At 62.7% G+C, this 13588-nt stretch carries 13 protein-coding genes; 7 read left to right on the forward strand and 6 right to left on the reverse strand.

Annotation, left to right across the window (positions count from 1 at the left end; all coding sequences use genetic code 11):
• Positions 1 to 252: 252 nt before the first annotated feature.
• The 6 genes from SLW74_RS22450 (at position 253) to SLW74_RS22475 (ending at position 7610) form a co-directional block, all read left to right on the forward strand.
• Positions 253 to 1272: a FecCD family ABC transporter permease gene (locus tag SLW74_RS22450; protein WP_410930169.1), complete on the forward strand. Its 1020-nt coding sequence runs from the start codon at positions 253 to 255 to the stop codon at positions 1270 to 1272.
• Positions 1269 to 2033 carry an ABC transporter ATP-binding protein gene (locus SLW74_RS22455; RefSeq protein ID WP_410930170.1) on the forward strand — a complete coding sequence of 255 codons (765 nt, stop codon included), beginning with the start codon at positions 1269 to 1271 and terminating at the stop codon, positions 2031 to 2033. The genes SLW74_RS22450 and SLW74_RS22455 overlap by 4 nt, the downstream gene beginning before the upstream one ends.
• Before the next feature lie 8 nt (positions 2034 to 2041).
• Positions 2042 to 4153 (forward strand): TonB-dependent receptor, encoded by a 2112-nt coding sequence (locus SLW74_RS22460; RefSeq protein WP_410930171.1) that lies wholly within the window; start codon positions 2042 to 2044, stop codon positions 4151 to 4153.
• A 17-nt stretch (positions 4154 to 4170) separates the two neighbouring features.
• Entirely contained in the window at positions 4171 to 5250 is a 1080-nt protein-coding gene (locus tag SLW74_RS22465) for an ABC transporter substrate-binding protein (RefSeq protein WP_410930172.1), read from the forward strand.
• A 61-nt stretch (positions 5251 to 5311) separates the two neighbouring features.
• Complete coding sequence (gene pabB / locus SLW74_RS22470; protein ID WP_410930173.1) at positions 5312 to 6655, forward strand: aminodeoxychorismate synthase component I; 1344 nt, start codon at positions 5312 to 5314, stop codon at positions 6653 to 6655.
• Positions 6656 to 6875: 220 nt separating this feature from the next.
• Positions 6876 to 7610, forward strand: a complete 735-nt coding sequence (locus SLW74_RS22475) for a phosphoadenylyl-sulfate reductase (protein ID WP_065988515.1) — start codon at positions 6876 to 6878, stop codon at positions 7608 to 7610.
• A 109-nt stretch (positions 7611 to 7719) separates the two neighbouring features.
• Here SLW74_RS22475 and cysB read toward each other — a convergent pair whose 3' ends face one another.
• The 5 genes from cysB to SLW74_RS22500 all read right to left on the reverse strand — a co-directional run bounded on the left by cysB (position 7720) and on the right by SLW74_RS22500 (position 11719).
• Positions 7720 to 8694: an HTH-type transcriptional regulator CysB gene (gene cysB, locus SLW74_RS22480; protein WP_410930174.1), complete on the reverse strand. Its 975-nt coding sequence runs from the start codon at positions 8692 to 8694 to the stop codon at positions 7720 to 7722.
• A 151-nt stretch (positions 8695 to 8845) separates the two neighbouring features.
• Positions 8846 to 9340 (reverse strand): universal stress protein, encoded by a 495-nt coding sequence (locus SLW74_RS22485; RefSeq protein ID WP_296313394.1) that lies wholly within the window; start codon positions 9338 to 9340, stop codon positions 8846 to 8848.
• Between the two features lie 95 nt (positions 9341 to 9435).
• On the reverse strand, positions 9436 to 10356 hold the full coding sequence (locus SLW74_RS22490) for a 5'-nucleotidase (RefSeq protein ID WP_074892511.1): 921 nt from the start codon (positions 10354 to 10356) through the stop codon (positions 9436 to 9438).
• A gap of 46 nt (positions 10357 to 10402) precedes the next feature.
• Entirely contained in the window at positions 10403 to 11371 is a 969-nt protein-coding gene (locus SLW74_RS22495) for a putative 2-dehydropantoate 2-reductase (protein WP_410930175.1), read from the reverse strand.
• 12 nt (positions 11372 to 11383) lie between these two features.
• Complete coding sequence (locus SLW74_RS22500) at positions 11384 to 11719, reverse strand: thioredoxin family protein (protein WP_410930176.1); 336 nt, start codon at positions 11717 to 11719, stop codon at positions 11384 to 11386.
• A 212-nt stretch (positions 11720 to 11931) separates the two neighbouring features.
• Between SLW74_RS22500 and SLW74_RS22505 the strand changes: the two genes are divergently transcribed.
• Positions 11932 to 13008, forward strand: a complete 1077-nt coding sequence (locus SLW74_RS22505; protein ID WP_410930177.1) for a 3-deoxy-7-phosphoheptulonate synthase — start codon at positions 11932 to 11934, stop codon at positions 13006 to 13008.
• A gap of 65 nt (positions 13009 to 13073) precedes the next feature.
• On the opposite strand, the gene SLW74_RS22510 is transcribed toward SLW74_RS22505, so the two are convergent.
• Positions 13074 to 13355, reverse strand: a complete 282-nt coding sequence (locus tag SLW74_RS22510; RefSeq protein WP_410930178.1) for a GNAT family N-acetyltransferase — start codon at positions 13353 to 13355, stop codon at positions 13074 to 13076.
• Between the last annotated feature and the right edge of the window lie 233 nt (positions 13356 to 13588).

Genomic DNA, 13588 nt, shown 5'->3' on the forward strand with positions numbered 1-13588 from the left:
TCCTCGAACAGGCCTTATACATAGATGCAACCGGGTAGCAGTGTTCGAAAAGCAGGTTGAATGTGGGGGCGAGTCCATACATAGGACCGGCTTTAGCCGGGAAGGCGTCAGGCGTCACACCGCAAAATTCAGCCCAATATTCCCGCCCACAAGCTCCTGCTAAGTGAAGATTCACGCATGCGGCATTCCGTCCCTGGAGAACCCTCGCCTATCGCTGTATAGTTTTTTACATATCGAAACAATGAGCAACAGATGTCTTCTGCCAAGCTGTATTCCCCTCTGTTGCTCAGCCTCTTGGCATTGATCGTGACGGCCGCCTGCGCGCTGTTATTGGGTCGCTATCACATCTCAATCCACGAACTCAGCACGTTCATCGCAACGATGCTCGGCCTCAGCGACATGCCAGCCCGGCGCTATGACCTGCTCCACAGCCTGATCATCGAGGCGCGCCTGCCTCGGGTTATCGCAGCGGTTCTAGTGGGCGCCGGGCTTTCCGTCTCGGGCGCGGCGTATCAGGGCGTGTTCCGCAATCCGCTGGTGTCGCCGGGTTTGCTGGGGGTGTTGAGCGGCTGTGCGTTCGGCGCCGCGCTGGGGATCATCTGGCACTTGCCGCCCCTGGGAATTGCGCTGGTCGCCTGCATGACCGGGCTGATCGCCGTGGCGGTCGGTCTGGGCATCGCGCACATGTTCCACACCCCGTCGATCTTGCTGCTGGTGCTCGGCGGCATTGTCGCGAACGCCCTCTTCACCTCGCTGCTGTCCATCGCCCAATACATGGCCGATCCGGTGGATCAATTGCCGAACATCGTCTATTGGCTGCTCGGCAGCCTCAGCGCCGTGGATGTTCAAGCACTGTGGATCATCGGCCCGATTCTGGCCGTGGCGATTGTGCTGTTGTGCATGACCGGCCGCGCCATCGATGCCCTGTCCCTGAGTGATCACGAGGCCCTGAGCCTGGGCGTGCCGGTCGAGCAGATCCGTAGCGGCCTGATCGTGCTGACCACGCTGATCTGCGCACTCACTGTGAGTCTGGCGGGGATGGTCGGCTGGATCGGCTTGTTGATTCCGCATCTGGCGCGGCTGCTGGTCGGCCCCGGCAATGCGCGCATGCTACCCCTTAGCGCCTGCCTGGGCGGGATCTTCCTGCTGGCGTCTGACGGCGTCGCTCGCAGCGTGTCGGCGGGAGAGATCCCCCTCGGCATCATCACCGAGCTGTTCGGCGCGATCGCCTTTGTGCTGGTGCTGCATCGCGTGCGCAAGGGTTGGCTATGAAGCGCTTGCAGGCCCGTCAACTGAGCTATCGAATCGGCGACCGCGTGATCCTCGATAACGTCTCGCTGGACATCGCCCCCGGCGACAACATCGCCCTCCTGGGGGCCAACGGTGCCGGAAAAAGCACATTGATGAAACTGCTGCTGGGGTTGCTGACACCCCACGCCGGCGAGGTGCTGCTCGACGGCCAACCGATGGGCTCGATGAAGCGCCGTGCCATTGCCCGGCAGATTGCCTACGTCCCCCAGAGCCATGTGCCGAGCTTTCCGTTCAGCGTCGCCCACATCGTTGGGCAGGGGCGATTGCCCAGCGTGGGCCTGGGCCATGCACCGAGCCGCGACGACAAGACCTCTGTGCAGCAGGCCCTGACCGACCTGGGCATCCTGCACTTGAGTGAACGGCCGTACACCGAACTGTCCGGCGGCGAGCGCCAGTTGGTGCTGATCGCCCGGGCCATGGTCCAGCGCGCCAATACCATCATTCTTGATGAGCCGGTCACCGGCCTCGACTACGGCCATCAGCTGCGCCTGCTGGCCTTGCTCAAGCGCCTCGCCGCCCAAGGCATCAGCATTTTGTCCAGCACCCATCGCCCTGAACACGCCCTTGCCTCGGCCAATCGCGTGCTGGTCCTGCACGACGGCCGACTCATCGCCGACGGCGCCCCCCACGACGTCATCGACAGCGCCCTCATGGCGCGTCTATACCAGGTCGCCGTCGAGCAGATCGACAGCAGCGGCCACCGCTTTTTCATTCCTTGCTGAGTGTTTGCATGACCCGATCCTTCTCCACGCGCCTGGCCTTCGCGCCACTCTTGTTCGGCGGCTTCGCCCAGATCAGCCTGGCCCAAGAAATGACCCTGGCGCCGCTGGACATCAGTGCCGAACAGTCGATTGCCGATCAGGCGCGGGAGAAGTCGGCGACCCTCGGCCCGATGGGTGAGCGCAGGCTGCTGGACACGCCTTATTCCCTCAGCGTGCTGTCCTCGGACCTGATCGACAGCCAGCAGCTCAAAAGCTTCAAGGACATCATCCGCTACATGCCCTCCGTGCAGGCCGACGGCGCCCGGCCGCAGACCCGGGGTCTACAGGGCAGCGTGGTGCAGAACAGCCGGCTGGACGGCCTCAATGTGGTGTCGACCACCGATTACCCGGCCGAGCAACTGGGCGGCGTCGAGGTGCTGAGCGGGCTGTCGGGGTCGCTGTATGGCCCGGCGAACCCGGCCGGCACCTTCAACCTGCTGTCGAAACGCCCGACCGATTTCACCCGCAATCGAGTGACCCTCGGCGTGGGCACCGGGCTGACCTGGCTCAAGGCCGCTGACCTGAGCGGCCCGTTCGACCCGGACGGCAAGATCAAATACCGCCTGAACGTGGCCGACGAGCAAGGCCACAGCTATGCCCCCGGCAGCACGTTGCGCCGGCAGCTGGTCAGCCTCGCCACGGATTTCCAGATCAGTGACGACAGCGTCATCGAAACCAACGTCAGCCACTACAGCTATCTATCCAAGGGCTTGCCCGGCAAGTTCGCCGTCGCCTCGGGCGTGACGCTGCCCCACGCGCCGGACCCGACCCGCAGCAACCTCGGGCAAAATTACTCCGGCGACAACAACACCACGGACACCGCCAGCGCGCATTTCAAGCATGACTTCGACGGCAACTGGAAACTCGACATCGGCGCGCTGCGGCAGATCGCCGACCGCGAGTCCACCGCGGTCACCAACACGCTGATCAACAACGCCGGCACCTATCGCAGCTCGGTGGCGAGCGCGACCGCCAGCCGCTTCACCATCAACAGCTATCTGGCCAACCTCAACGGCAGCGTCTACACCGCCGGCATTCGCCACGACCTGACCGTCGGTGTCACCGGTTTCGACTGGGACAACTACAACCCCGTGAACGGCGGCACGAAGACCTTGGGTAGCGCCTCATTAAGCAATCCGGTCGGCTTCGACGAGCCTGACTTCCCCGACTTCACCGATCGCTACCACTCGGCCAACGCCCGCCAGCGTTCCTTCGTACTAGGCGACACCCTGACCTTCACGCCGAAATGGAGCCTGATGCTCAGCGGCAGCCAGAGCCGCTTGACCGCCGACAATTATTCTCAAGCGGGCGTCCACACGTCATCCCAAGACTCGGGCATCAGCACGGCGAGCAGCGTGATGTACAAGCCGGTGGACGACCTGACGCTGTACCTGACTTACGCCGACAGCCTGCAACAGGGTGACAGTGCGGCGGCCGGCAGCAGCAACGCCGGGGCGATCCTGTCGCCGTACCGCAGCCGCATGTGGGAGCTGGGTGGCAAATGGGTCGCGCGCGGGGTCAACCTGTCGCTGGCAGCATTTCAGATCAAACGCCCCTTCGCCTACACCCAGCCCGATAACCTGTACGCCGTGGCGGGTGATCAGCGCAATCGCGGGTTGGAATTCTTGGCCGAAGGCGACCTGAGCCAGAATCTCAAGCTGTTCGGCGGCATCACCTGGCTGGACCCGAAGCTGCTGTCCACCGGCAACGACAGCACGGAAGACACGCGCATCGTCGGGCTGTCGCGGATGACGGCCAGTCTGCTGACCGAATACCGCATCGATCAGGTGCCGGGCCTCACCGTCAACCTCAACGCCCGTTATGCCAGCGCGCGCCCCACCGATGACAGCAACGATCACTGGGTGGGCAGCTACAAGACCTTCGACGCCGGCGCCAGCTACAGCACCCGGTTGATGAAACGCGACACGGTCTACCGCCTCGAAGTCACCAACCTGGCCAACGAACGCTACTGGACCAACATCGTCCCCGGCGGGCTGAACGGCTACACCGGTGCCGGCCAAGCCAGCGCCACACCGGCCGCGCCGCGCATGCTGCAGGCGTCGATTCAGGTAGACCTGTGAGGCGGCGGCAGGGCGGCATGCGCCATTTGCTAAAAGGCTTGCTGAGCGGTGTGCTGCTCGCCGGCCTGAGTGCCTGCGCCTTCGCTGATCCGGGTGACGCTGGGCAGAACATTCAGGCCAGTCTGCTGAAACCCGGACAGGTGCAGGACGATAGCGGCCAACGTGTCAGCCTTCCCTGCGAACCCGCGCGTATCGCTGACGCCTGGTACGCCCATCACGTGCTGCTGATGACGCTCGGGGCCGGCTCGCGCATCGTTGCGACGGTCAACCACCCTGAAAGCCAACCGTGGATGTTCAAGGTCCTGCCGACGCTGAACCAGGCCACGGCCATCGAAGGCACGGCGTTCAATGCCGAAACTTTGCTCGCCGAGCACGTCGATCTGGTGTTCACCGCCCTCGTCGACCGTCAGGCCATCGCCTATCGACAGCTGGGCCTGCCGGTCATGCAGATGGGTTACACCGACCTGGCGGGGCTGAAACGCTCGGTGCTCAACACCGCTCAAGCCCTGGGCGGCACAGAGCCCGGCGTGCGGGCCCGTGCCTACAACGGGTTTCTGGATCAGCAATTGGCAGCAGTCAATCGCGTGGTCGCGGGTATCCCGGCGGAGCAACGGCCCAAAGTGCTGCACATCGCCTCGGTCAATCCGCTGAAAGTGGACGGCGCCGACACGCTGATCGACGACTGGATCAAGCTCGCCGGAGGCCGCAATGCCGCGACGGGACTCAAGGGCAACCTGCAAATCGTGTCGGCAGAGCAGTTGCTGGCCTGGCAGCCGGATGTGGTCATTCTCGCTGCCAACGCAGGCCGGCTGGACCAAGCAGCGCAACCGCAACTGCTGAACCAGCTTGAGGCCGTGCGCAACGGGCGCGTCCTGCGTAACCCGGCAGGGGTGTTCCCGTGGGATCGGTACGGCACCGAAGTCGCGCTTCAGGTGGCGTGGGCGGCGCAGCAGTTGCATCCCGCTTTGTTCCCGGACGTGGACATGGCGGCACAGACGACGGACTTCTACCGGCGCTTTTTCGATTACCCGCTGACGCCGGAGGAGGCCCAACGAATTTTGCACGGTGAGCCGCCAGCGACTGCGCCTTCCCCCTAGGACTCGCCCTTGGGGAGGACTACAATCGCCGTCCTCGCGCACTGACTGATCCACGCCTCGCATGCCAACTTGCTCTGTACACCCACTGCCCTATCACGCCGACCCCAGCGGTTACTTCGCCCACGTGCGCGGTGCCCCGGGCGCCGTGCTGCTGGACAGCGGTCGCCCGACTGCGGACCGTGGCCGCTTCGATCTGATCAGCGCCTGGCCGCTGGAAACCCTGCAGCCGGTGGCGGACGAATCCGGTCCGGGCTTTCTCCAGCGCCTGCGTGAATCACTGGCCCGGCTCGGTGAAGCTGATCTGCCCGAGCACTGCGCGCTGCCATTCGCCGGTGGGTTGATCGGTTACCTGGCGTATGACTTCGGCCGTCTGTTCGAGCCCCTGCCCGATCAGGCTACCGATGACCTGCAGCTGCCCGCCGCGCGGTTGGGCCTCTACGCCTGGGCGCTGATCAGCGATCACCACGACCACACCAGCCAGCTGGTCTTTCACCCCGCCCTTGATCACGCCGAACGCCAGCGTCTGATCGCGCTGTTCGAGCAACCCGTGGCGCAACCGGCACCATCGTTCACGCTGACAGCGCCCTTCGCGCCGGACATCAATGCCGAGCAGTACCGGCAGGCCATCGAGCGGATTCACGCCTACATTCAGGCCGGCGACTGCTATCAGGTCAATTTCGCCCAGCGCTTTCGTGCGCAGTACCTCGGTGATCCGTGGGCGGCGTATCAAGCACTGCGGGTGGCCTGCCCCACGCCGTTCGCCGGGTATCTGGCCCTGCCAGAGGGGGATGCGGTGTTGAGCCTGTCGCCGGAGCGGTTCGTCAAAGTCAGTCAGCGTCAGGTCGAGACCCGGCCGATCAAAGGCACGCGGCCGAGAGGGCGAGATGCCGTTGAGGACGCCGCATTCGCTCAAGCGCTGCTTGCGAGTGCGAAAGACCGCGCCGAGAACCTGATGATCGTCGACCTGCTGCGCAACGATCTCGGCCGGACCTGCCGGATCGGTTCAGTGAAGGTGCCGGAGCTGTTCAGTCTCGAGAGCTATCCCAACGTGCATCACCTGGTCAGCGCCGTCACCGGCGAATTGGCCGACGGCAAGGACGCGCTGGACCTGATTGGCGGCAGTTTTCCCGGTGGCTCGATCACCGGCGCGCCGAAGATCCGCGCGATGCAGATCATCGACGAACTGGAGCCCAACCGTCGGGCCTTGTATTGCGGTTCGTTGATGTACCTGGACGTGCGCGGCAGCATGGACAGCTCCATCGCCATCCGCAGTCTGCTGGCAAAAGACGGCGAGGTTGCGTGTTGGGGCGGCGGTGGGATCGTCGCTGATTCGCAGTGGGAGGCGGAATATCAGGAGACCTTCACCAAAGTGCGGGTGTTGATGCAAACGCTTGAGGGGATGTGATCGGGACGGTGAACCGGTCCGTTTCGGGTGGCAGCCTTTAGGTGATGTATGGCGGGGAATGCAACCCTGTGGGAGTGACCGGGGTGGCAACCCGACAGGTTTGCCGCCCGCCAAAGCACCCGTGCTCTCCTCGCTTTCAGCCAAACGGCCCGACGTTTTTTGTTACCATCTGCGCCATTACGAGCGCTTAAGCGCCAGCCCTGATCAGGAAGCCGCCCAGATGAACCACCCTTTTGACGTTGACGACATCGCCGCCACCTTCGCCAGCAAATCCCCGTCCGACATCCTCAAGTTTGCCTTCCAGCACTTCGGCGACGACCTGTGGATTTCCTTCAGTGGCGCGGAAGACGTGGTGCTGGTGGACATGGCCTGGAAAATCAACAAGAACGTCAAAGTGTTCAGCCTGGACACCGGCCGGCTGCACCCGGAGACCTATCGCTTCATCGATCAGGTCCGCGAGCAGTACAAAATCGACATCGACATCGTCAGCCCGGACCGCGAAAAGCTGGAGCCGATGGTCAAGGAAAAGGGCTTGTTCAGCTTCTACCGCGACGGCCATGGCGAGTGCTGCGGGATCCGCAAGATCGAGCCGTTGCGCCGCAAGCTGTCCGGCGTGAGCGCTTGGGCCACCGGTCAGCGTCGGGATCAGAGCCCGAGCACGCGCAACAACGTCGCCGTAGTGGAAATCGACAGCGCCTTCTCGACCCCGGAACGCACGCTGTACAAATTCAACCCGCTCGCCCAGATGAGCAGCGCCGACGTGTGGAACTACATCCGCATGCTCGAACTGCCGTTCAACAGCCTGCACGAGCGCGGCTTCATCAGCATCGGCTGCGAACCCTGCACGCGCCCGGTCCTGCCGAATCAGCACGAACGCGAAGGCCGCTGGTGGTGGGAAGAAGCGACGCAGAAGGAATGCGGGCTGCATGCCGGGAATATGATCGCGAAGGGATAGAGGAGCAGCGCTAAGCGGTAAGCTTCAAGCTGCAAGAGAACAGCAGTCCGCGTGAGGTCTGCTCCTTCTAGCCGCTTGAGACTTGCCGCTTGAAGCTGAGGCTCGCCTATCAATGCTCCGGCAGTTGAACCCCGGCAAACAGCTCTTCCAGCTCCTGCTTGTTGTGGCACTGAATGGCTTTGGCCATGACCTCGCGGGTCAGGTGCGGGGCGAACTTCTCGATGAAGTCGCACATGAAACCGCGCAGAAAGGTGCCGCGGCGGAAACCGATCTTGGTCACGCTGGCCTCGAACAATTCGCTGGCGTCGAGCACCACCAGATCGCTGTCCAGCTTCGGATCGACGGCCATTTTCGCGACGATGCCGACGCCTAATCCCAGTCTCACGTACGTCTTGATCACGTCAGCGTCGGCGGCGGTGAACACCACTTTCGGCGTCAGCCCACGGTGGCTGAATGCTTCGTCCAGCTTGGAGCGGCCGGTGAAACCGAACACGTAGGTCACGATGGGATATTCGGCGAGAATCTCCAGGGTCAGCTTCGGCACTTTGGTCAGCGGGTGGCCCTGGGGGACGACCACGCAGCGGTTCCAGGTGTAGCACGGCATCATCACCAGATCGCCGAACAGTTCCAGCGCTTCCGTGGCGATGGCGAAATCGACCGTGCCGTCGGCGGCCATTTCGGCGATCTGCATCGGCGAGCCCTGATGCATGTGCAGCGCGACGTCCGGGTACTGCTTGATGAAATTGCTGATCACCGGCGGCAACGCGTAACGCGCCTGGGTGTGGGTGGTGGCGATGGACAGCGTGCCCTTTTTCTCGTTGGAGAATTCCTGGGCAATCTGCTTGATGCTTTCGACTTTGCGCAGGATCTCGCCGGCGGTCGTGATAATGCGCTCGCCAGCCGGGGTGACGCGGGTCAGGTGCTTGCCGCTGCGGGCGAAGACCTCGACGCCCAACTCGTCTTCCAGCAGGCGGATCTGCTTGCTGATGCCTGGCTGAGAGGTGTAGAGGCTTTGCGCGGTCGCTGAAACGTTGAGGTCGTGGTGCGCCACTTCCCAGATGTAGCGCAGTTGTTGAAGCTTCATATGTATCCCTCAAAGCCGGAAGACGCCACGGGCATCAGCGACGGTATATAACTGGATTATTGGTCAGGAAGGCAAAGCTAGAACTTTTTATCACTTTTATCCGGTAATGGCACGCGGCTTTTGACGCCCTTGGCACATTCCCGGAATGCGATCACCTCGGTGTGCGCCTGTGCAGCATCGGCACCATGTACACCGGCACGTCGGACAGTTGCAGGACTCGCGCCGCCGTCCGGCCAATCGGCGTATCCCCCTCCCCGCCGTGGCTGCGACTGCCCACCACCAGCAGGTCGACGCTGAGCAGGCGCGCCTGATCGAGTATCACATTGGATGGATCGCCTTGGACCACGCGAACGCTGCGAATCAGGGCAAGGTCCTCATGCCCCTCCCCCAGTTCTTCACGAAAGCTGTCCATTACCCGCGCCTCAATGCCATCGATCACCGTGTTGACGCCCTCACTGTGCAGCTCTTTGAGCACGTCGGCGGCCAGATAACTCTGCAACACGGACTCGGCAAACAGGCCCATTGGCTCCACCACATGCACGACATGCAGCTCGGCATCGAAGGTCCGTGCCAGCACCAGCGCGTGCTGCAGGGTATAAGGCGCATAAGCACCGAGGTCCGTGGCGTAGAGCATCGAGCGGATCATGGGACCCCCGGACAGCCTTTGAAGTGAAGACTTACTCAGCGTAGCAGCGCGCCGCGCACTCAGGCGGCCCGACTGCTGCTTTTCGGTCTAACGCCTCAAGGTTTTAGCTCGTTGCTGATGCCGTGGGGCACATGCCCGGTCGCCACCACTTCCCGCGCGCGCTCACAGTGGCCCGGCTGATCGTCGAAGAACACGTCCGCCGCGAAGGCTTCGAGAAACGCCGATTTGTCCAGGCCGCCGAGGAACAGCGACTCATCCAGACGAATGTCCCACTCGCGCAGTGTGCGGATGACCCGCTCGTGAGCCGGCGCCGAGCGCGCGGTGACCAATGCCGTGCGAATCGGGCAGGACTCTTCAGGGAATTCACGCTGCAAGGCGTTCAATGCCGCGAGAAAGGGTTTGAACGGCCCGCCGGGCAAGGGCCGTCGCGCCGCTTCGCGCTCATTGGCCTGAAACGCCTCAAGCCCTCCGGACTGATACACGCGCTCGGACTCATCGGAAAACAGCACGGCGTCACCGTCGAAGGCGATGCGCAGCTCGGCACTGGCCGCGCGACGGGCGCCACCAGAGAGAATGGTCGCGGCGGCGAAGCCGGCGTCCAGCGCGCTGCGCACGTCTTCGGCGTGGGTGGACAGGAACAGATGACTGCCGAAAGCGGCCAGATACGGAAACGGACTGCGCCCGCCGACGAACGCCGCGCGGGAAATGTCGAGGCCGTAATGCTGAATCGAATTGAACACGCGCAAGCCGGTGTCGGCACTGTTGCGCGAGACCAGCACCACTTCCACCCGGGACTGGTTCAGGCTGGCGTTCAGGCTGAGCAGTTTTTCCACCAGCCGGAACGCATCACCGGGCTCAAGGATTTCGTCCTCGTGGTCGATCTGGTACTGGCGATAGGCAGCAACGCCGCTGGCCATATAAACGTCATGGCTTTCCCGCAAATCAAACAGCGCCCGCGAGGAAATCGCCAGCACCAGCTTACTCCCCGGGGTTTTTACGTTCAGCTGAGTGCTCATCAGTTTTCCTTAAAGCGGGAGGTGGGCAAGCGCACGGCATTGGCCGTCAACGATTGCCGCGATCAATAAACGCCAGCGCGTGATACAGGGCGCGCACCTTGGGCATGTCGCAGCCGGCGGCCAGCGCAGCCGCAAGGGGCCGGGCGTAGATGGCGTCAAGTTCCAGCGGGCGTTTTCCGGTGAAGTCGTGGTACATGCTCGGCCGATAATCCGGCATCTGGCCAGTGACCTTGAGCAATTGCTCGGCGTAGGCCTCCGGCAGTACGTGCCCGCACGCTTCGGCGCCCTGCACCACTTCCGCCATCAAGCCCTGGATCAGGGCGCGACTGTCGGCGTCAGCCATCAGCGGCGTGGTGCTCGCGTTGAGCAGCACCGATAGCCCGTTGTAGGGCACGTTCCACACCAGTTTCTGCCAGCGTGCTTTGTCGAGGTTGTCCATCGCCACGGAGTCAATGCCCGCCTGGTGAAACAGCGAAGCGCCCTGCTCGACCCAGTGCCCGCGCGTTGCCAAATTGGCCGGCCCGCTGTGGTAGCCGATGTTCACGGCACCAAAGGCTTGGTGGGTGATTTGCCCTGGCCCTGTGCGATGCACGCAGACAAAACACAGGCCGCCCAATAGATGAAGGGAATCCGGTAGTTCGGCGCGCAGCTCTTCCTCAACGCCCAACCCGTTTTGCAGCAGCAACACCTTGGCGTCTGGCGCCGAGGCTTGGACGATAGCGTTGGCCACCCCGCCGTTGCCGGTGGTCTTGGCGCCGACCAGCAGCCAGTCACAGGGCGGCATATCAGCCGCTGAGGCGTAGGCCTGGACATTCTCCAGCACCAACGGGCCGTGCACCTGGCTGTCCACGTGCAGGCCATTGCGGGCGACGGCCTCGAATTCGCTGCGCAGCAGAAAGTGCACATCGAAGCCGGCCCGGGCCAGCATCACGCCATAGAAGCCGCCGATCGCACCGGTGCCGATGATGCCGATCCGGGGTTTGACTGCGCTTTCGCTCGCTGCACTTTCGCTCATGGAAACTCCGCTTCAGGGTAATTCGTCTGGCGGCGTCGCCAGCGCGTGTGCCAGGCCCGTGACAATAGCGTCGGCTGACATCTGCGTGCGAAGGGCCCCGAGGAAGGCGCCGTCGCGTATCACAAACATCGTCGGCAGATGAAACACGCCGTAGCGCTCCACCGCGCCGCCGTTTTCTTCGGCATCGATCCAGCACAGCCGATCCAGCGGCAACGATTGCTCGGGCAAATGATGCCGGGCCCAGCGGCAACTGGAGCAGCCCAGGCTGGTGAAAATCAGCAGTGAGACGCCGGGCAGATTGAGAAGTTGCTGGTCGAGGTCGAAGTCCGTCAGTTGCAGTTGATCCACGCGCTTCTCCTCTGAATGATGTTCGGGTGATGCCTGTCGCAACCCCAGACAGGTCAGACAATGCCGCAACCGTTGGACGAAAGCCACGTTTACCCATTGTCGAACCGCCGGCTAACGCGCTAAGGTTCGGCTCCCCCGTTGCGCTCAATCATGCTCGGCTCCGCCGCACGGGGACGCTGGCGGCCAGCATCCGTGACCTGATGAGTAACACGATGGCTGATTTACCGATTGACGACCTCAACGTTGCTTCCAACGAGACACTGATCACCCCGGATCAGCTGAAACGCGAAATCCCGCTGACCGCCGCCGCCCAGGCCACTGTCAGCCAGGGCCGCGAAGTCATCCGCAACATCCTCGATGGCAAGGATCACCGCATGTTCATCGTGATCGGGCCCTGCTCGATCCACGACCTCAAGGCCGCCCACGAATACGCCGATCGCCTGAAAGCGCTGGCGGCCGAGGTGTCCGACACTCTGTATCTGGTCATGCGCGTCTATTTCGAGAAGCCACGCACCACTGTCGGCTGGAAAGGCCTGATCAACGACCCGTATCTGGACGACTCCTTCAAGATTCAGGATGGCTTGCACATCGGTCGTCAGTTGCTGCGCGACCTGGCCGAAAAAGGCCTGCCGACCGCGACCGAAGCCCTCGACCCGATTTCGCCTCAGTACCTGCAGGACCTGATCAGCTGGTCGGCCATCGGCGCGCGCACCACTGAGTCCCAGACTCACCGGGAAATGGCCTCGGGCCTGTCCTCGGCAGTCGGCTTCAAGAACGGCACCGACGGCGGTCTGACTGTGGCCATCAACGCCCTGCAATCGGTGTCCAGCCCCCATCGTTTCCTCGGTATCAACCAGGAAGGCGGCGTGTCCATCGTCACCACCAAAGGCAACGCCTACGGTCACGTGGTATTGCGCGGCGGCAACGGCAAGCCCAACTACGATTCGGTCAGCGTTGCCCTGTGCGAACAGGCGCTGAACAAGGCGAAGATCAAGCCGAACATCATGGTTGATTGCAGCCACGCCAACTCCAACAAGGACCCGGCGTTGCAACCGCTGGTGATGGAAAACGTTGCCAACCAGATTCTCGAAGGCAACCAGTCGATCATCGGCCTTATGGTCGAGAGCCACCTGAACTGGGGCTGCCAGGCCATTCCCAAAGACCTCGCCGACCTGCAATACGGCGTGTCCATCACCGATGCCTGCATCGATTGGGAAAGCACCGAGAAAACCCTGCGCAGCATGCACGCCAAGCTCAAGGACGTACTGCCAACGCGCAAACGCGACTGACCGTACTGCAGAAACGACAACGCCGAGCACATGCTCGGCGTTTTACTGTGTGAAGCGCGGTTCGGTCAGATCTTGGCAGCCTGCCGCTGGTTGCGCTCCATGTAACGCTCCACATAGGAGCACGAAGGAATCACGGTGTAGCCCATCCGGTCGGCATAGTCGAGGGCCACCTTGGTCAAGGCTGCCGCTATCCCACGTCCGCGCAATTCGTTGGGAACGAACGTACGGTAGATATCCAGGGTCTCTTTACCCAGGTCCATGTACGTCAGATAGGCACGGTAGCCGTCGATATTGACTTCGAACTGGTGACCGGTCTCGTCATGGTGGATGGACAACGCCTCGCTCATCACTACTCCTCGCGGGTCTTGGAATTGGACCCTTACCTTATCGACATTTTCCCGGCGAAGGAACCTCTACAGGCAGTACGACCACTATTGGCTTCTGCAATAGGGCCTTCTGCAATAGAGCTGACTGCGCCACCCTGTGCCGTTTGGACACCGCGAAGAGCATCGCTGTTCTCAAACAATTTGAGCACAGGCGAATATAGGCGCCCCGAGCGAATGCGCTCAAGTGAATCAAC

It is taken from the genome of Pseudomonas sp. W5-36 (assembly GCF_046540455.1).
Taxonomy (GTDB): Bacteria; Pseudomonadota; Gammaproteobacteria; order Pseudomonadales; family Pseudomonadaceae; genus Aquipseudomonas; species Aquipseudomonas graminis_B.